The 23,167-nt window shown below is 35.5% G+C and carries 17 protein-coding genes and 1 tRNA gene; 10 read left to right on the top strand and 8 right to left on the bottom strand.

What is annotated here, in order from left to right:
• The 6 genes from L1S34_RS10655 to L1S34_RS10625 all read right to left on the bottom strand — a co-directional run bounded on the left by L1S34_RS10655 (position 1) and on the right by L1S34_RS10625 (position 7,114).
• Entirely contained in the window at positions 1-2,706 is a 2,706-nt protein-coding gene (locus L1S34_RS10655) for a sensor histidine kinase (RefSeq protein WP_236364007.1), read from the bottom strand.
• 322 nt (positions 2,707-3,028) lie between these two features.
• Complete coding sequence (locus L1S34_RS10645) at positions 3,029-3,253, bottom strand: DUF6814 family protein (RefSeq protein WP_236364006.1); 225 nt, start codon at positions 3,251-3,253, stop codon at positions 3,029-3,031.
• Between the two features lie 11 nt (positions 3,254-3,264).
• Positions 3,265-4,803, bottom strand: a complete 1,539-nt coding sequence (locus L1S34_RS10640) for an MFS transporter (protein ID WP_236364005.1) — start codon at positions 4,801-4,803, stop codon at positions 3,265-3,267.
• Between the two features lie 21 nt (positions 4,804-4,824).
• Positions 4,825-6,204, bottom strand: a complete 1,380-nt coding sequence (locus L1S34_RS10635) for a porin (protein ID WP_236364004.1) — start codon at positions 6,202-6,204, stop codon at positions 4,825-4,827.
• Positions 6,205-6,306: 102 nt separating this feature from the next.
• A complete protein-coding gene (locus tag L1S34_RS10630) occupies positions 6,307-6,726 on the bottom strand; it encodes a transposase-like zinc-binding domain-containing protein (protein ID WP_236364003.1) in 420 nt (139 codons plus the stop codon).
• A 315-nt stretch (positions 6,727-7,041) separates the two neighbouring features.
• Positions 7,042-7,114, bottom strand: a tRNA-Phe gene (locus L1S34_RS10625).
• A gap of 98 nt (positions 7,115-7,212) precedes the next feature.
• Between L1S34_RS10625 and L1S34_RS10620 the strand changes: the two genes are divergently transcribed.
• The 6 genes from L1S34_RS10620 (at position 7,213) to L1S34_RS10595 (ending at position 13,456) form a co-directional block, all read left to right on the top strand.
• Positions 7,213-7,944, top strand: a complete 732-nt coding sequence (locus tag L1S34_RS10620) for a type III pantothenate kinase (RefSeq protein ID WP_236364002.1) — start codon at positions 7,213-7,215, stop codon at positions 7,942-7,944.
• A complete protein-coding gene (locus tag L1S34_RS10615; protein ID WP_236364001.1) occupies positions 7,941-9,191 on the top strand; it encodes a hypothetical protein in 1,251 nt (416 codons plus the stop codon). The genes L1S34_RS10620 and L1S34_RS10615 overlap by 4 nt, the downstream gene beginning before the upstream one ends.
• A gap of 33 nt (positions 9,192-9,224) precedes the next feature.
• The gene (lptC, locus tag L1S34_RS10610; RefSeq protein WP_236364000.1) at positions 9,225-9,779 is read left to right on the top strand and encodes an LPS export ABC transporter periplasmic protein LptC; all 555 of its coding nucleotides are present in this window, start codon (positions 9,225-9,227) and stop codon (positions 9,777-9,779) included.
• A gap of 11 nt (positions 9,780-9,790) precedes the next feature.
• Positions 9,791-9,988, top strand: coding sequence for a hypothetical protein (locus L1S34_RS10605; protein ID WP_236363999.1), 198 nt, complete (start codon positions 9,791-9,793; stop codon positions 9,986-9,988).
• A 3-nt stretch (positions 9,989-9,991) separates the two neighbouring features.
• Positions 9,992-11,251: a hemolysin family protein gene (locus tag L1S34_RS10600; protein WP_236363998.1), complete on the top strand. Its 1,260-nt coding sequence runs from the start codon at positions 9,992-9,994 to the stop codon at positions 11,249-11,251.
• Between the two features lie 108 nt (positions 11,252-11,359).
• Positions 11,360-13,456 (top strand): peptidylprolyl isomerase, encoded by a 2,097-nt coding sequence (locus tag L1S34_RS10595; RefSeq protein WP_236363997.1) that lies wholly within the window; start codon positions 11,360-11,362, stop codon positions 13,454-13,456.
• A gap of 98 nt (positions 13,457-13,554) precedes the next feature.
• On the opposite strand, the gene L1S34_RS10590 is transcribed toward L1S34_RS10595, so the two are convergent.
• Positions 13,555-14,475 carry a GYDIA family GHMP kinase gene (locus tag L1S34_RS10590; RefSeq protein ID WP_236363996.1) on the bottom strand — a complete coding sequence of 307 codons (921 nt, stop codon included), beginning with the start codon at positions 14,473-14,475 and terminating at the stop codon, positions 13,555-13,557.
• Between the two features lie 42 nt (positions 14,476-14,517).
• Positions 14,518-15,834: a hydroxymethylglutaryl-CoA reductase, degradative gene (locus L1S34_RS10585; protein WP_236363995.1), complete on the bottom strand. Its 1,317-nt coding sequence runs from the start codon at positions 15,832-15,834 to the stop codon at positions 14,518-14,520.
• A gap of 179 nt (positions 15,835-16,013) precedes the next feature.
• Between L1S34_RS10585 and L1S34_RS10580 the strand changes: the two genes are divergently transcribed.
• The 4 genes from L1S34_RS10580 (at position 16,014) to L1S34_RS10565 (ending at position 23,150) form a co-directional block, all read left to right on the top strand.
• A complete protein-coding gene (locus tag L1S34_RS10580; RefSeq protein ID WP_236363994.1) occupies positions 16,014-18,185 on the top strand; it encodes a S9 family peptidase in 2,172 nt (723 codons plus the stop codon).
• A 33-nt stretch (positions 18,186-18,218) separates the two neighbouring features.
• Entirely contained in the window at positions 18,219-19,892 is a 1,674-nt protein-coding gene (locus tag L1S34_RS10575; RefSeq protein ID WP_236363993.1) for a peptide MFS transporter, read from the top strand.
• Between the two features lie 85 nt (positions 19,893-19,977).
• Complete coding sequence (locus tag L1S34_RS10570; RefSeq protein WP_236363992.1) at positions 19,978-21,636, top strand: peptide MFS transporter; 1,659 nt, start codon at positions 19,978-19,980, stop codon at positions 21,634-21,636.
• A gap of 2 nt (positions 21,637-21,638) precedes the next feature.
• Entirely contained in the window at positions 21,639-23,150 is a 1,512-nt protein-coding gene (locus L1S34_RS10565; RefSeq protein WP_236363991.1) for a peptide MFS transporter, read from the top strand.
• Positions 23,151-23,167 lie beyond the last annotated feature (17 nt).

Here is a 23,167-nt window from a genome sequence, read left to right as displayed (position 1 = left end):
TTAATTTTTTTCGGTGGTGTGGTAATTGGGTAAGGTGAAAACGAAAGTCGCTCCTTCTTGCTGCTCCTTTTCGGCCCAAATAGTTCCTTTATGGTGTTCTATAATTTGTTTGCAAATAGCTAATCCTAATCCGCTACCAATTGGTTTTTTAATATTTTGATTTCGCGATTGATAAAATTTGTCAAATATTGCATCGGCATCTTCAGCAGCGATCGATTTGCCATTGTTGTGCATTTTTACTTCAACATGTTCCTCTTTTTCTTCTATCGAAATGGTTATTTTACCATTGGTGGTAGCACAAAATTTAATGGCATTTGATAATAAATTATGAACCACCTGTACAATACGTTCTTCATCATAAAAAGCCTTTATCTCAGTGCTTGCTTCGGCAAAATCTAATTTTATGTTTTTATTTTTAAGTAACTGATTGACGGAGTTAATGGTTTTTGAAATGGTTTTTGATAGGTTGTTTTTTGATAAATAGATTTTTTGTTTGCCGGTTTCGAACTTTTCTAAATCTAATATTTTGTCGATTAAGCGGTTCAATCTATCCGACTCTGAAATGATATTTTGCAAAAATTGCTTGCGTAATTCTTCTGGAAGTTCGTCATCGTCATGCAAAATTTCGCTTGCAGCCCGAATGGCAGTAATTGGCGTGCGCAATTCGTGTGTTACAGTGTCTAAAAACTCATCTTTTTGTATGTCTTTGTTTACCAGTTCTTGATTAGCTGTTTTTAATTGTTCTGAAATGATTTTCAGTTTATTGGATGTGTCAGTTAGTTTTTTATTGATAATGATGTTCTCTTTTGACTCTTCGAGGATGCGTAAAACTTCGGGTAAGCTGATTTTATCTTCTTTAACCACACTCGAGATAAGTATTTTGGCAGACGCTGTTCCGATGTGTCCGGTAAGTAAATTTTCGGCGAATTTGATAAAACGAGCATCGGCAGTGGTTACATCTTTATCGATATTGTACTTTAAGTTAAAAATGGTTAAGGCACGTTTAGTTCGGTCTTCGCCAAGGAATCGTTGTAACACTTTTTGAATATCGGTGATGTATGCGGTTCCTTTCCAAACAAATGCATTTTCGTGATTGGTAATGTATTTGTCAATATCTACAAACATTTCGGCATAATTGCGTTCTCGGTAATTGCCTTTAAAACTTACAGATACTGCGGCGTAACTCAAAATGTTAACGAGTAAGCTCCAGAAAAAAGCATGTGGAATTGGGTCCAAATAATCCAATCCAAAAAGTTGAAATGGTTTTAAAAGCGTGATTCCCCACGGACCTGCTTGAATAAAAAGACTAGTCGATTTTGTAATGCCAATTGCGTAAGGAATAAGTAAGGTATAAAAACAAGTCAGAAAACCCAATACAATTCCTGTTACAGCACCGTTTTTAGATCCTCTTTTCCAGAAAATAGCTCCAAAAAAGGATGGTGCCAGCTGCGCAATCACTACGAAAGCAACAAGACCAATGGAAACCAATGAATAATCTAGGATGAAGATGCGATAAATGGCATACGCTAAAATGATCAGCATAAAGATGCCTATTTTTCGACTGTTGACAATGCGTTTGTTGTTTTTTTGCTGTGAAGCATTTTCTAGTGAGCCGATAAATCCGTACGGAATTAACAAATTGTTACTTAACATGGTAGCTAAGGCAATTGACGAAACAATAATCATGGATATTGCAGCCGAGAAACCTCCTAAAAAAACCATAACGGTTAAAGTGGTGTTATCAAAAAATTGCGGAATTAACAATGAATACGTGTCAGAGTTCAGGCCTTGTCCTTCAAAAAGTATGTTGCCTCCCCAAGCTATCGGGAATACAAAAATGTTAAAAAGTAACAAGTACAGAGGAAAGAGCCATACTGCTGTGCGAACATGACTTTCTTTGTTGTTTTCAACAATAGCACTGTGAAATTGACGCGGTAATAAAAAGATAGCAAACATGGATAAAGTGCACAGAAAAAACCAATTGATACCATTGGTAATACCTCCGATGGTATTTTTTTTATCAAAGTCTTTGAGTACAGCGGCTTTGGTATAAATATCGTCAAAGCCATCAAACACGAAATAAGTTACATACAAACCAACGATTAAGAAAAAAACGAGTTTCAAAATTGATTCCATCGCAACGGCAGTAATCATACCGCGTCTTTTTTCAGAGGCATCTACATATTTTGTTCCATAATACGAAGCAAATAAGGCTAAGGCAAGGCATACATAAGTGGTGGTATCCGTAAAAATATTTTCAGTTGCAGCGGTTTGGGTGACTATGTGAAAAGTATCTGAAATAGATTTTAACTGTAAAGAGATGTAAGGCAGAATACCCACGATACAAATTAGAGTTACTAATGCGCCTAAAAAGCGGCTGTTGCCATATCGCAAGGAGATAAAATCGGCAATGCTCGATATTTTATTGACTCTGGAGATGCGGATAATTTTTTTTAGGATGATAATCCAAGTTGGAACCACAAGTATAGGACCAACATATATTGGTAAATAACCTAAGCCTGATTCGGCTGCTACGCCAATGCTGCCATAGTAGGTCCATGCGGTACAATAAACAGCCAATGAAAAGGAGTAGACATAAGGATTATTGGTCCATTTAGAATGATTCCTTTTCTCAGACCAATAGGCAATAAAAAAAAGAATTGACAAATAGAGCGCTAGTATCAGTAAAAGTCCAATGCTATTCATAATACCTTTTGATAATTAAAAATGAAATAGCAATAGAAAATAACCACACCGAAAAAATGTATATGTAGATAATGGGAAATCCAAATAAGGCTTTGGAGCTATCAAACAATAACAACAAAGGAATATTCAATGCCGCTAATATCAACATAGAGAGGATGACCAATTTTTGTTCGTGTCTTTTTTTCATTTGGACTTGGAATTAAAGCAATGGTTTTGAAAGGTTTATTTGTTGGCTAGGCAATGTAACTTGACCGTTCAAAGTATAAAACAAGCAATCTCCACATGAAGATGTAGAGACTGCAAGTTTTTGCAAAAAATTTATTTAATTTTTTTGATCGTCATAATCACCCATAATAGAGTAATACCCAAATGTAACTAATCCGGCAACGATAAGAGGCAATAAGATAAAGAAGATGATAATTCCAAAAACCAAATCGTCTTGCTTACCCGATGATAGTTTTGGCCCAAAGATATCAACACAATAATATGCTGTAGCCAAGGCTAATAATATCCAAACGAAACCTAATATTTTTTTAATTGAATTCATAGTACTCTGTTTTAGTCGTGAAGTGTATTGTTTTTTCTGTCGATATAAATCATTCCAATTACGAAACAAACTGCTGCAATGCCTATTGGATACCATAAGCCTTCTAAATAAAATTCAGGATTACCACCATCTTTTGCGGAAGTTACAAAATAAGTAGAAATGGCTGGTAGTAGTCCACCGAAAATACCGTTCCCAACATGGTAAGGCAATGACATTGAAGTGTATCGAATTTTTACTGGGAACATTTCAACAAGGAAAGCTGCAATAGGTCCGTAAACCATTGTAACAAAGATAACTTGAATAAAAACTAGAAAAACTAACATCCATTTGTCACCTTCATTAATTGTTTTGGTGATTTTGGTTTCGATTTTATCTTTTCCTTTGTCATCAACCATTAGTTTTCCAGCCTCGAAGTGCTTGGTTTGAATTTCTTCTACCGCTGTACCATCAGTATAAGTTTTGGTTGTGGTATAAATAGAATCCATTTTAGTAGCATCTACTTCTTTAATCGTTGGAACTACTTTTGTATTAGCAACAACTTCTGTTTTTAAAGTTAAGTCTGTTGTTGTGTACATTTGTTTGTAAATCGGTCTGTAAGCTAAAAGGGCAATTAACATTCCTCCCATCATAATGTATTTTCGACCTACTTTATCACTCAACCAACCAAAGAACACGAAGAATGGAGTTCCTAAAATTAAGGCAATTCCTAGCAACATATCTACTTGAGAAGAGTCGATAAATTGTACTGTTTTCAAGAAGTTCATAGCATAGAATTGACCAGTGTACCAAACAACCCCTTGTCCCATAGTGGCTCCAAATAAAGCAAGAAGAACAAATTTTAAATTGTAGCGATTACCAAAACTTTCTTTTAATGGATTTGTTGATGTTTTTCCTTCCGCTTTTGTTTTAGCAAAAACAGGTGATTCGTCCATGTTTTTACGAATTAAGTACGATACGAAAACCATTAAAATAGAAACCCAAAATGGTACTCTCCAACCCCAATCATCAAATGCTTCTTTCGAAAGTGCACTTTTTGTAATTAAAATTACCATCAACGAAATGAATAAACCTACAGTTGCAGTGGTTTGAATCCAAGAGGTCCAATAGCCTTTTTCGCCAGCAGGAGCGTGTTCTGCTACATAAGTTGCAGCGCCACCATATTCACCACCCAAGGCTAAACCTTGTAATAAACGTAGTATTAGGACTAAGATTGGTGCGGCATAACCAATAGTTTCATAACTCGGAATACAACCAATGACAAAAGTAGCGCCACCCATTAACATTAGCGTTACCATGAAAGTATATTTTCTTCCGATTAAATCTCCTAATCTACCGAAAAATAAAGCTCCGAAGGGACGCACCACAAAACCAGCAGCAAAAGTGGCTAAAGTGGATAAGAAAGCTGCAGTTGGATTATCCGATGGAAAGAATTTTGTAGACAAGACTACAGCTAAACTCCCAAAAATATAAAAGTCGTACCATTCGATCATGGTTCCCATTGAAGAAGCGGAAATGACTTTCCAAATTCCTTTTGTTGATTTTGTACTCATATGATGTGTATTAAAGATGATTTATAAATAAATTTGAAGTTGTACTACAAAGTCACCCAAAGATCCTGATCGATTAGTAAGTGAAGTATATACGGGTCTGGTAGAATATTGAGCGGTAATTTTGGCGTGGTGTCCGTCTAAGAAAAAGTTAGATCCAATGTCGAATTGTGTGCTTGACTGTGCTAAGGCGTCAAAATCTTTGTAGGTTACCGCTCCAAAAGGTTGAATTCTTACTTTAGGTTTCACCTCTTTGTTAGGTAATAAAAAACCAGCTTGCGTATACCAAATGGTTCCAGATCCAATAGTAGGTTGCGCGGTTCCAGGTCCAGCAATAGCTCTATTTCCTGTAAAATTAGGATCAACACTTCCAATGTTCATAATTCCTACGTTACGAAGGTAATTTGGTCCAAAATCGTAGTCGTATAAAACGCTGTAGGCAGTAACCGCCATTTTCTTTTCTTTTTTTCCAACAGGTAAATCCATAAACGCATCCGCAGATAATAGCGTAATGTCGTGCTTGTTGATGGTGTTATTTACAGAAGTTCTTGTAGCATCAGGAGCGGTATAAAAACCTGCACCTAAGTTAAATACTTTTTTGGTGCCCAAATAACTTCCTACTTTAAATGGTAATACATTAGCTTCTTGATCTAAAAATTGATACTCCAAGTATCCTGCTTTAGACCATTTGGTTATGCCGCTATTGTCTACCGCAACCGCATTTGCGGCATTAGTGGTGTTTACAGGAGCAAGGTTGGTTGCATAAGGTTTGTTGTAACTTAAGCGGTACTCTAGTTTTCCGTACTTACCTTTAGCAAATAGACCTACTTGTCGCGCAAATTGATCTGAATTTTCAATCAGAGGCCAGTTGAAAATAGGAGCATCAATGGTAAGGAAGTTGAGTGTAGATCCCATCGTCATTCTAGAAAGACCCATGTAATAATGAAGTCCGGCGCCTAATGACATACTGAATTTTTTATCTTTTTCAGGAAGTACAACTGCGTATTCATTCCAAGCATCGTGAAAAAAAAGACCTGGTTTTTTACCAGCGCCGTAAGCTCCAGTTCCAGAACTACCTGCTGCGCCACCATTAGTAAAAGTTTGATTGTTAATACCAAAATGGGTTAAAATCATGTAGCGCTTTGAGATTTGTGCGTAAGCCAAAAAACGAAGTCTTCGATTTCCGATATCGGTAGCAGTTGAGGTTGGTTCGCCATTGATCATGGTTCCCGGATTCATCTCAGAGGAGCGCATCCAAATTTGGTTCCAGGCAATCACTCGCATGAATTTAGAACCGTCTTCGTTCAGATTGAATTTCAGACCGCTTCCGTATTCTGTTGAGCCTTGAGAAAAACCTTTTAGCGATAGTAAGAGTACTGCGGCTGAAAAAAATATTTTTTTCATAATTAGAAGGTTGGTTAGTAAATGGTTTGTTAACTGAGTGCCAAATTCTAATTTTTTCTCATTAAAAAAAATTTTAATATATATACGTGTAAAGTAGTATAGTTAATCTTTAAAACGTTCCCATTTTATAAGCATGAACTTATCTCCTAATTCAGTAATAATCATTCCTGCCCCGGATAATAACTCCTTACTTTTTAGATATTCAATTAGTTCTAAGTGGCTTAAAATTTTATAAGTAGGGTGATAATTAGCGTGTGAAGGTTTTTTGATATTGAAGGATTTTACCCAATTACTTATGGTAACGTGTGACACACCTATGATTCGCTCGACCTCTCTATAGCTTAATCCTTCTAAATAAAGTTGAAGCGCTTTTGTAACATAGTAGTCGTCAATTTTCTTACCTAGCTTGTTAACGGTAAAAAAATAAGCGCATTTTTTACATAAATAGCGTTGCTTTTGGTTTACAATTCCACTCTTTGTTATCTGATTTCCTTGACATTTTGGACAGGCTAGTAATTCCATGTATATAAAATTTGCATAAATATAGCAAATTAGCACGATTGTAAATTAGAATTATCTAAAAAATATTCCAAAAATTTACACAGTCTGTATTTTTATTGGTTTTTTCTTGTGTAATGAGTAAAAAATGGGCAGGAATAAACACTCGGCATTAAGTAGTGGTTACTCCAGATAAGAAGAGTATTTCACTTCAAATGAAATTTAATCTTTCGGTTTGCGATAAAAAATGGAATGCTTTGAAGAGGAAAGTTTTTACGGAAGTGTTTTTTTAAAAAAGTATTAAAAACAAAAAACCCGAATATTTCTATTCGGGTTTTGTGGTACCTCCAGGGATCGAACCAGGGACACATGGATTTTCAGTCCATTGCTCTACCATCTGAGCTAAGGTACCTCGCTGTTGCGGGTGCAAATATAGAAGCTTTTTTAGTTTCTCCAAAACATTTTTTAAAAAAAATCTATTCGTACCTTTGGCACTATAAATTTCACAAAATGATACTAGTGGTTGATGTGGGGAATTCGAGAATCAAAGCGGCTGTTTTTGAGGGAGCTACGATTTTAGAGTTTTTTGTCTTTTCGAAAAATGAAGCAAAAATAAATTTTGAAAATATTTTAAATAAATTCAAGAATCTGCAAGATTTGGTGGTTTCTTCAGTCTCAGATCTCGAAAAAGAATTTTTTTTGACCTTCCAAGATCGAATAAACGTACACTATATTTCACGCGAGGACGGTTTTCCTTTTCAAAATAATTATGAAACTCCTCAGACTCTAGGTTTAGACAGAATGGTGTTGGCGACAGGTGCGGTTTTAATGTACCCTGCGCAAAACAGATTGGTTATTGATGCGGGTACTTGTATTACGTATGATTTTATTGATGCAGCTAATTGTTATTTAGGAGGTGCAATTGCGCCCGGATTGCGTTTACGTTATGAGTCTTTGCATCATTATACGGCAAAGTTGCCATTGTTGCCCACCCAAGAGCCAAAAGATTTAATTGGTGGTTCAACGCAGGAAGCCATTCACTCGGGTGTTGTTAATGGTATGATTGCCGAAATTGATGGTACAATTGATGCCTATAAAAAAAGGTATTCCAATTTTATAATAATTTTAACGGGTGGCGATACAGATTTTTTGGCTAAACGATTAAAAAATACCATATTTGCCAATTCATATTTCCTGCTGGAAAGTTTGAACCAACAATTTCATTATAAAATCAAAAAATGATCAAAAAAATTTTAGTTAGTTTCTGTCTGCTAGTGTCTCTAGTTTCATTGGCTCAAGAGGGAACTTCTTCTCCATACTCGTTTTATGGAATAGGGGATGTGCGATTTAGAGGAACTTTAGAATTTCGTTCTATGGGTGAAATTGCCGTCGAGCAGGACAGTATTCATATGAATTTGCAAAATCCAGCAAGTTATGCACACTTAAAATACACCACTTTTACATTGGGTGGTACACAATACACAACTAAACTAAAGTCGGATAGCAACTCAGCAAGTGCCCGAAGAACGGCACTAGATTATTTGGCTGTAGGTTTGCCTATGGGTAAATTTGGTGTAGGTTTTGGTTTGATTCCGTACTCTTCTGTAGGGTATAAAATTAATTCTGAGTCTACAGATCCAGCTATTAATAGCCGTCGTTTTGATGGTAAAGGTGGAATGAATAAAGTTTTTTTTGGTTTAGGGTATAAAATTACGCCAACATTTAGCATTGGTGCTGATGTGAATTATAATTTCGGAAAAATTGAATCTAATAATTTTGAGTACGTAAATGATGTTGCTATTGGGACTCGAGAGTTGAATACTGTTGATTTGTCAGGCGTTAATTTTAATGCAGGACTTATGTACCAACGTAAGTTAAACAAGAAATTGTCTCTTTTTAGTAGTATAACCTATAGTTTGGAGAGTACATTAACAGCTCAAAATACACGAAACATTGCTACTGCTTTATACAACTCTAACTTTGATGTAGCGATTGTTGATGTTTTAGATGAAGAAGTTTCAGAACGAAAACTAAAAATACCAAGCAAGTACGTTGCACAAGTAGGTATTGGTCAAGCTAGAAAATGGCTTTTTGGAGTTGGATACACGATGCAAGATGCGGGATCGTTAGCTAATAGTTACAATGCACTTGCCAATGTATCTTATGAAAAAGCTTCGAAATATACAGTAGGTGGTTACTTTATTCCTGATTACAATTCGTTTTCAAGTTACGCAAAACGTATTGTTTACAGAGGTGGTTTCAGATACGAAAACACAGGTTTAGTAATCAATTCTCAAGCTGTTAATGATGCTGCGTTAACGTTAGGAGTTGGATTACCTTTAGGCGGTACTTATTCTAATATTAATATTGGCTTAGAGTTTGGTCAACGTGGTACAACTAAATCAAACTTGGTACAAGAAAATTATGCTAACGTTAGCATCGGTTTTTCATTAAACGACCGTTGGTTCCAAAGACGTAAATTCGACTAATAAACTACTGTGCCCAATGGTGCAGCATATCTTATGAACTTATTTTTTAAAAATAGTAGCAAATGGGTGTTGATGAGTGCTGCTATGCTCGTTATTTTTGGTTGTGAAAGCAATTTTAAAGAAGTTCAAAAAATCAACTTTTCAGAATTTGTTCCAAATAGCGATGCTGATATGGTGGATTTAAAATACACTGACTCGGGCCGAATAACGGCTGTTTTGGTAAGTAAAAAAATGTTAGATTACTCTAGCGTTGATTTTCCTTTTTCTGAGTTTCCAAAGGGTATTGATGTAACTTTGTTTGATAAAAATCAAAAGAAAACCTTTATCAAGGCAGATTATGCGGTTTCTTATAAACGAACAAACATCATTGATTTACAAGGTAAAGTAAAAATTTATACCGAGCTAGGACAAATGCTTGAAACAGAGCAGTTGTATTTTGATCAAAAAAACGAATGGTTTTTTACCGAACGCAAATTTAAATTATCAGATCCTAAAGGCGTTTCTAACGGACAAGGAATTGATTTCAGTAAGGATTTTAAAGTGATCAACTCTCAAAAAATCACTGGCGAATTAGAATCTAACGAATAAAACCAACTATCATGAAATACATACAATTTACCCAATACGTTTATCTTTTTTTTGCAGCTTATTTAATTTATGATGGTGTTACTAAATTGAGTGATCCTTCTTTAGGCTCGCCATGGCTCAGTTTTATGATCGCAGCTCTTGCAGTCTTCATGTTTTTCTTCCGCAGAAAATTTGCTCGTAAATTCGAGGACAGAAACAAAAAAGTCTAAAAAGTGGAGTTTGGTATTATCATATCGTGTTTAATACTAAGCGCTTTTTTTACCGGTATGGAAGCTGCTTTTGTTTCCTCTAATAAAATTTATCTTGAAATCGAAAAAAAGCAAGATAATTTCTTCTCTACCATACTAAATAAACTTACTGAAAAACCATCTCGTTTTCTCGTGGCAATGCTAACAGGTAATGCCATTGCAATTGTTATTTTTGGTATTCAGTTTAGTCATGCAATTCGATTGTATTGTGAAGAGCAACAATTTATTTTGCCAGCGGTAGTTCTTTTTGGGCTTCAAATTGTTTTAGCTGTTTTGGTTTACGGTTGCACCGCTGGTTGGTTGTCGAAGGTCTTTTTTCAAATATACGCCAACGCATTGATCAAGTTTTTTGCTGTTCCTGCCTATGTTTTCTACTTGTTATTTTCGCCAATAGCTTTTCTTTTAATTTATTTTTCTGATGCTATTTCTAAGTTGGTTTTTAGAAATACGCACGATGGTAGTCCTTTATTTTTTACCAAAATAGAATTAGGAGACTATATCACAGAGCAAATGAATTCGATTGATGAGGCTACTGAAATAGACACTGAAATAGTAATTTTTCAAAATGCTTTAGAGTTCTCGGGGGTCAAAGCACGAGAAGTCATGACGCCAAGAACAGAAATTGTTGCGGTGGAGATTACCGATGATGTGTTTAAATTATTGGATACTTTTATTAAAACTGGTTATTCTAAAATCATGGTTTTTGATGATTCACTAGATAATTGCTTAGGTTACGTACATTCATTTGAAATGTTTAAAAAGCCAGAGTCAGTTGAATCGGTAATGATTAAAGCGGAGTTTGTTCCTGAAACGATGTTGATTAAAGATGTACTCAGCTTATTGACAAAAAAACGTAAAAGTATGGCAGTTGTACTTGACGAATACGGCGGTACCGCAGGAGTACTTACCATAGAGGATATTGTAGAAGAGCTTTTTGGCGAAATTGAAGACGAACACGATATTGATGAACTCCTCATTGAGCAGGATTTAGGAAAAGGAGAATATGTCTTCTCGGCAAGATTAGAAGTGAGTTATTTGAATCAAATGTATAAATTACAAATTCCAGAGTCGGAAGCTTACGAAACCCTTGGTGGATATCTGGTCGATTTTGTAAAGGAAATACCCTTAAAAAACACTGTTATTGCCATCGATAAGTTTCAATTTACCATTGTTGCAGCATCAAATAAGAAAATAGAAATCGTTAAAATGAATGCCCAAGACTGATTTTTATTAGGAAAACAAAAATTCTTGTAAAATAAAACGCTACTAGTATAATTATTAATTAGATAATTGTATTTTCGCAAACTGAATATAAAAATTAACAACAATAAAATGGCAGTTTTACAAAAAATTAGACAACGTTCACTTCTCTTGATACTTGTTATCGGGTTTTGTTTATTAGCATTTATCATAGGTGATATATTCAATAGTGGTGGTTTCAGTAGTACATCAAAAGATGTAGGAAGCATTGATGGAAAAGATATTTCATTCGAAGATTTTAGAGTAAAAGTAAGCAATGTAGAAAAAAGCGGCCAAGGTATTACATCTACTCAAGCAGCTAACCAAGTGTGGGAGCAAGAAGTGTCTATTGCTTTATTGACTTCTGAATTCGAAAAGTTAGGTTTAAGAGTAGGTGAAAAACATTTATTAGAGGTTCTAAAGTCAGATCAAAACATCGGTGGAAACCCTTTGTTTTTGAATGCAGCAGGAGCTTTCGATGTTACTAAATTCAAACAATATTTCAAGTCAAATCCAGAACAAGCTCAATTCTTGAAAGATAGAGAAAAAGATGCTGATTTGAATGCAAAGTTTCAGATGTACAACACAATGATTAAAGCTGCTGTGTACGCAACTGAAAGCGAAGCGAAGATGAAATATGAAATGGAGTCAAATAAAGTAAACTTTGCATATGTTGCAGGTTTATACTCTACCATTAAAGATAGTGATGTAAAAATCACCGATGCTGAAATCCAAGATTTCATGGCGAAAAACAAGAAGAAATACAAAGCGGATGAGTCTCGCGAAGTGGATTATGTTTTAATAGAAGATAAGCCATCTGCAGCTGATGAAGCAGAAGTAAAATCTAAAATTAATGCGTTGTTATCAGGAAGCGTAGTGTACAACCAAACTACTGGTAAAAATGATACTGTTGCTGGTTTCAGGAATACTAAAAATGTGGTTGATTTTGTAAATTCAAATTCTGATGTTCCTTACGACTCAACTTATATCGCTAAGAAAGATTTACCTGCTGTAGATGCTGATAAATTATTCAACCTTGCTCCAGGTGCGGTTTACGGACCATATACTTTTGGTAAATACTATTGCATTTCTAAATCTTTAGGGATGAGAGCTGGAGTTAATGCGAAAGCAAGTCATATTTTAATTGGTTACGAAGGTTCTCAAACTCCTAGCCAAAAAGAAAAAAGAACAAAAGAGGATGCAAAAGAAAAAGCAGAAGCACTTTTGGCTCAAGTACAAGCAAATCCTGAAAGTTTCATGATGTTGGCTTTTACTAACTCAGATGATTCTTCAGCACAACAAGGTGGTGATTTAGGAACTTTTGGTCCTGGCCAAATGGTAAAACCATTCAATGATTTTGTTTTCGCAAATCCAATTGGAAAAATAGGTTTGGTAGAAACGCAGTTTGGTTTTCATATCATCAAAGTAACTGACAAGCAAGACGGAATTCGTTTGGCAACAGTAGCTCAAAAAATTGAGCCATCTGAGGCTACTTCTGATAAAATTTTCACACAAGCTACTAAGTTAGAAATGGATGCTGCAGGACAAGATTTGGCTAAAGTAGCTAAAGGATTAGGTCTTACAGTTGCACCTGCTGCTAGTGTAAAAGCAATGGACGAAAACTTTGGACCATTAGGAAACCAAAGAACTATTGTAAGATGGGCTTTTGAAAAAGGAGTAAAAGTTGGTGATGTAAAACGTTTTGAAGTTCCAAATGTTGGTCACGTAATTGCTAAATTGAAAAATATCGATAACTCTGGTTTAGTTGCCGTTTCTGTAGCAAGACCTTATGTAGAGTCTATCTTGAAAAACAAAAAGAAAGCTGAGTTGATTAAAGCTAAAATGACAGGTTCGTCTCTTGAAGCTATTGCAAAAGCAGTTGGCGGAACAGTACAGCAAGCTACAGGCATTACCCTAGAAAATGCTATGTTGCCTAATGTAGGACCAGAACCAAAAGTAGTAGGTAATGCATTTGCTCTAGCTGCAAATAAAGTATCTGCTCCGATTGAAGCGAATACTGGTGTTTACGTTGTAAAAAACATGAGTACTGTAAAAGCACCAGCTCTTAAAAACTATGCTGCTTACGTTACAAAGTTGAAAGCACAAAGTGCTGGAGATGCAAACAGAGTAGTACCTGCTTTAAAAGCTAATGCTAAAATTGAAGATAACAGATTAGACTTTAATTACTAGTTCAATCTTTCAGAATATAAAAAACCCGATACTGTTTGAGTATCGGGTTTTTTGTTTAAGTCAGTTTGTATTTGTTCTTATTATATAAGCATTATTCTTTATTGTTCTAAAATCATTTCTTCAAAGGGAATTAATATATCAAATCCTTTGGAGTTAAAATAAGCTGTCGGGTTTGTTGTAGAGGCAACCAAAACAAAATCGCCACCCCAAGCTCCTAAACTTTTTATTGTTCCTTCAAAGTCGGGAAACAATTGTTTTTGCACAGTTGGAGTTTCTAATATCGCACTTAAATTGTTTTCGTGTTCTCTTAAAACAGTTTCAAAGTCAGCTAGCGTTTTGGCTTGATAAGCTGCTATTGTCAAATTGTTTGTAGCAGTTATTATTTCTGCTAAGTTCGTTTTTTTATTTTTTTGATAAGCTTCAATAGCGGTTTTGCTATTCTGCTTTTTATTCAGGTATACAAAATAAAGGTCTTTGGTGAATTCAGGATGAAATTCAATTGGCTTTACTGTTGGTTGTCCTGCTTTTATTTCAAATACAATTGCACAGTTGTTTTGAGCGCAAGCAATATCATAACCGCTGCCGCCAAAGCTGTTTTTTAAGAGTGTGAAGGCATCAATTTGTAACCATTGCGCAATGTTGTTGATTAAGGTGGAAGAAGTACCTAAGCCCCATTTTCTAGGAAAAGTAAGTTCAGTACGCACCTTGTATCCTTTCTCCGTATTTAAAAAATTGGGATTCATTTTATAGCCTTCATGCAATATCTCAATCAATGTGCTTTTTACAGATGAAGTATCGGATGTTTTACCAGATATTATTTCTTCAAATAATAATGTGTCTTCAAACCAAATCGTTCCATCAAAGTCAAAGCTTTTCCATTGAATTTGGTTTTGATTACCTTCTTCAATGATTAAATTTTGCCCTTGTTTGGTGGGTAGTGCAAAAGCTTGAGCGCCATCAAGAACAAGGTATTCTCCTGTAATCAATAGTTTGCCATTGCTATAAAATGTCTTTTTCATGTACTTAATATTACCGCTATTTTTATTTGCAGAATAGTGTGCTTATTGGCGTAAACTTTCGGTGAAAGCTACTACGGCGTTATGTGATACGGTATTGTTTTCAAAATGTTTTTGAATAGCAATACGCTCTTCTTTCGTGGCTTCTAGCTGATTCAAGATGTTATTTAAATGCATTTTCATGTGTCCTTCCTGAATTCCTGTTGTGGTTAAAGAGCGTAAAGCAGCAAAATTTTGTGCCAAACCTGCAACGGCTACAATCTGCATCAGTTCAGGAGCTGATGGTTTTTCTAGCATTTCTAATGATAATTTTACTACAGGATGCAAAGACGTAAGTCCGCCCACAGTGCCTAATGCCAAAGGTACATCAAGCCAAAAAGTGAATATGCCGTTCTCTATTTTTGCGTGCGATAAACTGCTGTATTGACCTTTGCGTGAAGCGTAGGCGTGTACACCTGCTTCTACAGCGCGAAAATCGTTTCCTGTTGCAAGGACCACGGCATCTATACCATTCATAATTCCTTTGTTATGCGTAACTGCGCGGTAAGGTTCAACCTCCGCAATTTGCACGGCTTGTACAAACTTAGTAGCAAATTCTTGCGGATTCGGGATTTCTTTATCCGTCAAATCTTCAATCGGGCACGATACTTCGGCACGAACTAGACAATTGGGTACATAATTCGATAAAATACTCATTACAACCTCAATTTCACTCTCAGTTTCATTAAAAAGTCTGTAATTCTTGGCTTCTGCTTTCAAAGTTTTAGCAAATTGTTCCAAACACGAATTGATAAAATTGGCTCCCATGCTGTCTTTAGTGTCAAAAGTGGCATGCAATTGAAAATAATTGGGTAGCAAATCTGTTTTGTCTCTTAGTTCAATCGAGGTTATTCCGCCACCGCGTTTTTGCATGTTGGCGGTGATTGAAGCTGTGGCAGTATAAAATTGTTCTTTGATTTGAGCGAAAAACAAATTGAGTTTAGATACTTCACCTTGGTACAAAAAGTGAACTTGACCAATTTTTTCGGTATCAATTATAGTGGTTTTAAAACCGCCTCGTGTTGCCCAAAATTTGGCTGCTTTTGAGGCTGCTGCTACTACTGAACTTTCTTCAATAGCCATTGGAATAGTGGTGTATTTATTGTTTATGAGGAAATTCGGTGCTACACCAAGCGGAATATAAAAATTGGTAATGGTGTTTTCTATAAATTCATCATGCAGTTGTTGTACTTTTTCGTCTGTGTTCCAGTAATTTTTCAACAAGTCGATGGCCTCGTTTGGTGTTGAAAAATAGGTGTTGGCAATCCATTTTATTTTTTCTTCTTTGGATAATTTCGAAAATCCACTTATGGCCTTGTTCATTCTCAATTGATTATAATATGATGTCCACAAAGATACATTTTTGACAGTTTTAAAAAGCATCTAATTGAATCCTAATCGTGCTTTATTTTTGAGATTGTTTTTTACATTTAACATATAAAATGGCTCATATTTGTAATTTTTTCACTAAAATTGACGGTTTTTATCTTTAAATATATATTATGTATTCTAAAAAAATTATGGTGTTGTTTTTGTTCGTGTGTTTGAACCTTGTTGCACAGCAAAAAATTACCATCGATGAAATTTACAATGGAACTTTTCGAACGCAAGGAATGGACGAATTGCAGTCCCTAAAAAATACCAATCAATACACCGTTTTGAATGCAGATAGGGCTAGCCGAAGCATGCAAATTGATCTATATGATTTTGCAACACTCAAAAAAGTATCTACACTTATTGATACAAAAGGGTACAAAGAATTAGCAAATGGTATTGACAGTTATACTTTTGACGCAAGTGAAAAATTGATTCTTTTGGCTTGTAATAGCAATGCAATTTTTCGTCATTCATTCACAGCAGATTATTTCTTATTCGATACAACTACTAAAAAGCTAACTACTCTTTTTGATTTTCAGGTACAAGAGCCTACTTTTTCGCCTGACGGAAAAAAAATAGCGTACGCTCGTGACAATAATTTATTTGTTTACGATGTTGCGACTGCGACAAGTACAGCAATAACTACTGATGGTGTAAAAAATAGTGTTATCAATGGGATTACCGACTGGGTTTACGAAGAAGAATTTGCTTTTGTAAGAGCTTTTGATTGGAGCGCCGATAGTAAAAAAGTCGCGTTTATTCGTTTTGATGAAAGCGCGGTTCCTGAATTTTCAATGTCAATGTTCGGTAAAGAGTTGTATCCGTTCATGCAAACTTTCAAATACCCAAAAGCAGGAGAGAAAAATGCAACTGTATCTTTGCACGTGTATGACGTTGCCACAAAAGCTAAAAAAGATATCGACTTAAAAAATTACAATGATTTTTATATTGCTCGTTTAAAATGGTCAACAGATGCCAATGTTTTATCAGCACAAGTTTTAAACCGTCATCAAGATAATTTAGATTTACTTTTTATTGACGGAAACACTGGTGCTGTAAAAGTAGCATTGAACGAAAAAGACAAAGCGTATGTTGATGTAACAGATAATTTAACTTTCTTAAAAGACAACAGTTTTATTTGGACTTCAGAGAAAGACGGTTTCAATCATATTTACTGGTACGATAAAAACGGAAAATTAAAAAATCAAGTAACTAAAGGCAATTGGGAAGTAACGAGCTACTATGGCCTTGATGAAAAAACAAAAACTATTTTTTACCAATCGGTAGAGAACGGTTCTATTAACAGAGATGTGTACCGCATAGGTTTAGATGGGAAAAATAAAGTGCGTTTATCACAAGCAACAGGTACTACTAGAGCTACTTTTAGTCCGAACTTTCAATACTTCATCAGTACTTTTTCAAGCGCAACAATACCAACTAAATACACTTTGAACGAGTCAAAAGTAGGTAAAGAAATTCAAGTGATTCAAAGCAACGAAGGACTTTCAAAACGTCTAGAAGCGTACAACTTACCAACTAAAGAATTTTTTGTTTTAAAAACAGCTAAAGGTAATGAGCTGAATGCGTGGGTGATTAAACCAAAAGATTTTGATCCCGCAAAAAAATACCCAGTATTTATGTACCAGTACTCTGGTCCAGGTTCACAACAAGTAAACAATGATTGGAATGGCACAGATGATTATTGGTTCATGATGTTGTCACAACAAGGTTATATTGTAGCCTGTGTTGACGGACGTGGAACCGGTTTTAAAGGTGCTGATTTCAAAAAAGTGACGCAGTTGCAATTAGGGAAGTACGAAGTGGAGGATCAAATTGATGCTGCTAAAGTAATAGGCGATTATGCATTTGTAGATAAAAACAGAATTGGTATATTTGGCTGGTCGTTTGGTGGATTTATGGCCTCTAATTGTATTTTGAAAGGGAATGACGTGTTTAAAATGGCTATTGCGGTTGCTCCAGTAACTAACTGGCGTTTTTATGATAGTGTGTACACAGAGCGCTACATGCAAACCCCACAAGAAAATGCAAGTGGCTATGATGATAACTCTCCGATAAACCACGTGAATAAATTAAAAGGAAAGTATTTATTGATTCACGGTTCAGGAGATGATAATGTACATGTGCAAAATACAATGCAAATGATGGAAGCTTTAATTCAAGCCAACAAACAATTTGACTCTCAAATTTATCCGGACAACAATCATGGGATTTATGGAGGTAAAACACGAGTACAGTTGTATACCAAAATGACCAATTTTATTAAAGAAAATTTATAATAACAAAAATTAAAACAAACCAATTTAAATAACATGAGTGAATCAGTAGCAAAATCAGGACATCCAAAAGGACTTTGGGTATTATTTGGAACCGAAATGTGGGAACGATTCAATTTTTATGGCATGCGTGCTATTTTGACTTTGTTTCTTGTAAATTCATTGATGATGAAAGAGGAAGATGCCTCTTTAATTTATGGTGGGTTTTTAGGTCTTTGTTATCTAACTCCGATGTTAGGTGGTTTTATTTCTGATCGTTTTTTTGGTAATAGAAATTGTATTTTGCTAGGTGGATTAATGATGGCTATCGGACAATTTTTATTGTTTATCAGCGCTAGTGTATTTGGTAATAATATTAGTTTGGCTACTATTTTAATGTGGTCGGCGTTAGGTATTATTGTTTTTGGAAACGGATTTTTCAAGCCAAATATTTCCTCAATGGTGGGGAGTTTGTATCCAAAACAAGAAAAAAGTAAATTAGATACTGCATTTACTATTTTTTACATGGGTATTAACTTAGGAGCTTTCCTAGGACAATTAATCTGTCCAATTGTTGGGGACGTAAAAGTTGATGGTATTAGAGATATTCATGCATTTAAATGGGGATTCTTAGCCGCTTCAGTTGCAATGTTGATAGGAACGGTTGTTTTCTATGTGCTGAAAGATAAATATGTGGTAACTCCTGAAGGAAAAGAATTAGGCGGGCTTCCTTCTAAAAACGATACTTCCGATTATGAAGAGGGTGAATCACAAAAAGCTGTTTTCTCCAAAAATGCTTTGATAGGTGCTGTTGTAGCTTTCATCGGATTAGGGTTGATGTTTCATTATGTGGTAGGTCAAAACTTTATTTACTCTTTAATTTACGCTAGTGGTTTATCATTAGCTGGTTTGATCATTTCAGATACTTCATTAACTAAAGTAGAGCGTGATAGAATTTTAGTTATTTATATCGTAGCTTTCTTCGTTATCTTTTTCTGGGCTGCATTTGAACAGGCAGGTTCGTCATTAACATTTATTGCAGATAATCAAACTGATAGAAATTTCTTTGGTTACAACATGCCGCCTTCAATGGTTCAAATTTTCAATGGACTGTTCGTTGTTGCATTTGCAGTGCCGTTCAGTATGTTATGGGATTATTTGAGAAGTAAAGATAGAGAGCCAATCTCACCTGTAAAGCAAGCTGTAGGTTTAGGATTGATTGCTTTGAGTTATTTTATTATTGCGTATAATGTAAAAGATTTAGGTAATGATGGTTTGTTGGCTATCAAATGGTTGATTCTTTTATATTTAATTCAAACATGTGCAGAGCTTTGCTTGTCGCCAATTGGTCTCTCATTGGTAGGTAAGCTATCTCCAAAAAGATTTTCATCTTTGTTATACGGAGTGTTCTTTTTGTCAAACGCTTCGGGTTATGCTTTAGCTGGAACTTTAGGTTCTATTTTACCTGCAACTGGAGACAAGTTTAATAAAGCAAAAGAACTTGGTATTGATTTACAAGCGGTTTTGGATAAAACAGTTACGCTTACTGCAGAGCAAGTAGCACTTTTGGAACAAAATCAAATTAGTACATCTAATCCAGTATTTGCTGGTTTTGAAATTCATAATTTGTTTGAATTTTTTATGGTGTTTGTTATTTTGTGCGGACTTGCAGCTGCCATTTTATTAGCACTTACTCCTAAATTGAAGAAAATGATGCACGGCGTGCGTTAACAAATTTTTAAAAATAGTTGTATATATTCAAACCTGCAATTCGCCACTGTGAACTTGTAGGTTTGTTTTTTTAAATTGAATTATTATGTGGAAAAGTCATCCTAAAGCCTTGCCTTATTTGTTTTTGTCCGAAATGTGGGAACGTTTCGGTTATTATTTAATGATCGGAATTTTTACCCTATACCTCAAAGATGTTGAATCGGGGTTTTCAATGACCGAAAAAGAATCGTCTGATTTGTACGGAACTTTCATTGCCTTGGTGTTTTTAACACCTTTTATTGGTGGTTTAATTGCCGATCGTTATTTGGGCTACAAAAAATCAATTGTTATTGGTGGTTTGATGATGGCTGTGGGTTACATGATGATGGGAATCCCGAATTTAACAATGCTGTATGTTGCCATGACGCTTGTTATAATTGGTAACGGATTTTTCAAACCAAACATTTCAACTTTGTTGGGTAATTTCTATAACGATGAGGAATACAAAGACAAAAAGGATGAGGGTTACAACATTTTTTATATGGGAATCAATGTAGGTGCTTTCATTTGTAACTTTTTTGGAGCCGCACTAAAAATTCTTTTCGGCTGGCAAGAGGCTTTTATGGCTGCGGGTGTAGGGATGTTTATTGGTGTGCTAGTGTTCATGTTAGGGACCAAGCATTATGGTGACAAAACGGAGAAGAAAGGAATTCAAGAAGGCGATATGCCGTTCTCTAAAATTGTAATGTACATTTTGGTACCATCGGTTATTTTTGGTGTAATTGGTTGGTTTATCAAAGGAGTTACTACAGCAACTAATGCTGATAGCTCTATATTTGGATCAGATAGTACCGATGCCTTTATTTTTGCATGTATTCCGATTGTATGGTTTTATAGCAGTTTGTATTTTAAAGCCAAGCCCGCTGAAAAGCGTCCGATTGGTGCGTTGCTATCTATTTTTGCAGTGGTTATTTTGTTTTGGGCCGTATTCAAATTGAATGGTTCAGCATTAAACAATTGGGGTGATAAATATACAGATCGTGAGTTGGTAGGCGTTCCGCAAAAAGTAGGTTCACAACTTTTCTTAATAGACACTTTAACTTATAAAAAAGATTCTGTTGCGCTTTACGATGCTGCGTTCCGAATTCAAAAAGAAGACGGCAAGGTGGTAAAAGTGGTTGATTATCCGCTTTATTTTCGGAATGTAGCCAAAGAAAAATTACCTGAAGAAGAAAGTAAAATTTATACTTGGTCGGCTAATTTGAGTCAATCCATAAATCCGGGATGGGTTATTTTATTAACTCCGCTAGTAGTTGCCTTTTTTACATTTTTACGAAGCAGAAAAAAAGAACCTTCTACACCAACCAAAATAGCTTTTGGACTATTATTATCTGCCTTGTCCGTTTTGGTAATGGTTGCTGCTGTGCATATAGGTAACAACGGAACTGAAAAAGTATCAGTTTGGTGGTTGGTTGCTAATTATGGTGTAATCACGATTGGAGAATTATTCTTAAGTCCAATGGGATTGTCAATTGTATCTAAGTTATCACCAAAAAACATTACCGCTTTAATGATGGGTGGCTGGTTTTTGGCCACTTCAATTGGAAATAAACTATCTGGAGTTTTGGCCAGTATGTGGGATACTTACGAGGATAAGGCCAATTTCTTTTGGCTTAATTTTGGCTTGCTCATGTTTGCAACAGCGCTAATGTTTGCCTTGGTCAAAAACCTCAATAAAGTGATGAAAGACCACGGAATTAATTAAGTATGGCTCAGATGCAAAGTTTAGAACAAATTCAAAATTTTAAAGGCAAATACCCAAAACAATTGTGGTATTTGTTTTTTAGCGAGATGTGGGAACGGTTTTGTTTTTATGGAATGCGCGGTATGCTCGTAGTTTTTATGGTAAACCATTTGGCTATGAACGATACAGTTGCCAATTTGCAATACGGTGCAACACAAGCTTGGGTGTATGCTTTTACTTTTATTGGAGGCTTATTTGCTGATAAAATTTTAGGCTTACGCAAGTCACTCTTTTGGGGAGGAATACTAATGATTGTTGGAAGTACAATTTTGGCATTTGATCCTAAAAATTTCTTCTTTATCGGGTTGGGATTCACAATTGTGGGTACGGGTTTTTTTAAGCCCAATATCTCTTCAATGGTAGGGCAGTTGTACGCCAATAATGACCCGAGACGTGATGCTGGATTTTCATTTTTTTATATGGGTGTGAATTTGGGTGCGTTAATAGGTGGTTATATTTGTATTGCTGTCGCCGAAGGTTCCATGTGGCAATCTCTAGTTCCGGAACATTTACGTTGGAATGTCGGTTTTGGTTTTGCAGCCGTTGTTATGATTGTTAGTCTACTTACTTTCACGCAAACTCAAAAAACATTAGGTCCAATTGGTCTTTCACCCCTTACTCATTTCACGATAACTAAAAAGCGGAACTTAGAAATACTTACTTACCTAGCGTCTCTGGCTGTAGTTCCACTAATTATTATAATGGTCGCCAATACGCGCTACACAGATTATTTTATGCTGTTTATTGGGCCGGCTTCAGTTTTGTATTTGTTTTACGAGATGAAGAATTTTACTCTTGTCGAAAACAAAAAGTTGATTGCGGCATTGGTTTTTATAATCTTTTCTATTTTTTTCTGGGCATTTTTTGAGCAGAGTGGCGGATCGTTAAGTTTATTTGCCGCCAATAACTTAAATAACGAAATAGCAGGAGTAACATTGAGTCCAAATGGAGTTAACAATTCAGCCAATTCCTTTTTTGTAATAGGTTTTGCGGCGTTGGTAGGTTTGGTTTGGCTATGGATGGCAAAGCGCAAAATTGAGCCCAACACGGTTATCAAGTTTGGTTTGGCATTTTTGTTTCTAGCTGGTGGTTTCTGGATTTTTTATTACACTAAATTCTTTGCTGATTTTAATGGCAAAACTTCTTTGGGAATTTTCACAATGGGATGGTTGGTGATTACTTTTGGAGAGTTGTGCTTGTCACCAATTGGTATGTCGGCTATGACTAAGCTTTCACCTCAAAAAACGCAAGCGGTTATTATGGGAATGTGGTTTTTGGCTAGTGCATACGGTCAATATTTTGCTGGTTTATTAGGTGCGAATATTGCCGAAGCATCATCCAATGAAACCAACTTGGTCAAATTAAACGTATATGCTGATGGATACTTGCAGTTGAGTTATTACGCGTTGGCTGCAGGTTTAATATTAATCGTTATTTCGCCTTTGGTAAAAAAATTAATGCAAGATGTAAAATAAGTGATCATTAGGTATTA

The organism is Flavobacterium sp. K77 (genome assembly GCF_021608205.1).
In the GTDB taxonomy this organism is placed as follows: domain Bacteria; phylum Bacteroidota; class Bacteroidia; order Flavobacteriales; family Flavobacteriaceae; genus Flavobacterium; species Flavobacterium turcicum.
This window is presented reverse-complemented; position numbering and strand designations above follow the sequence as displayed.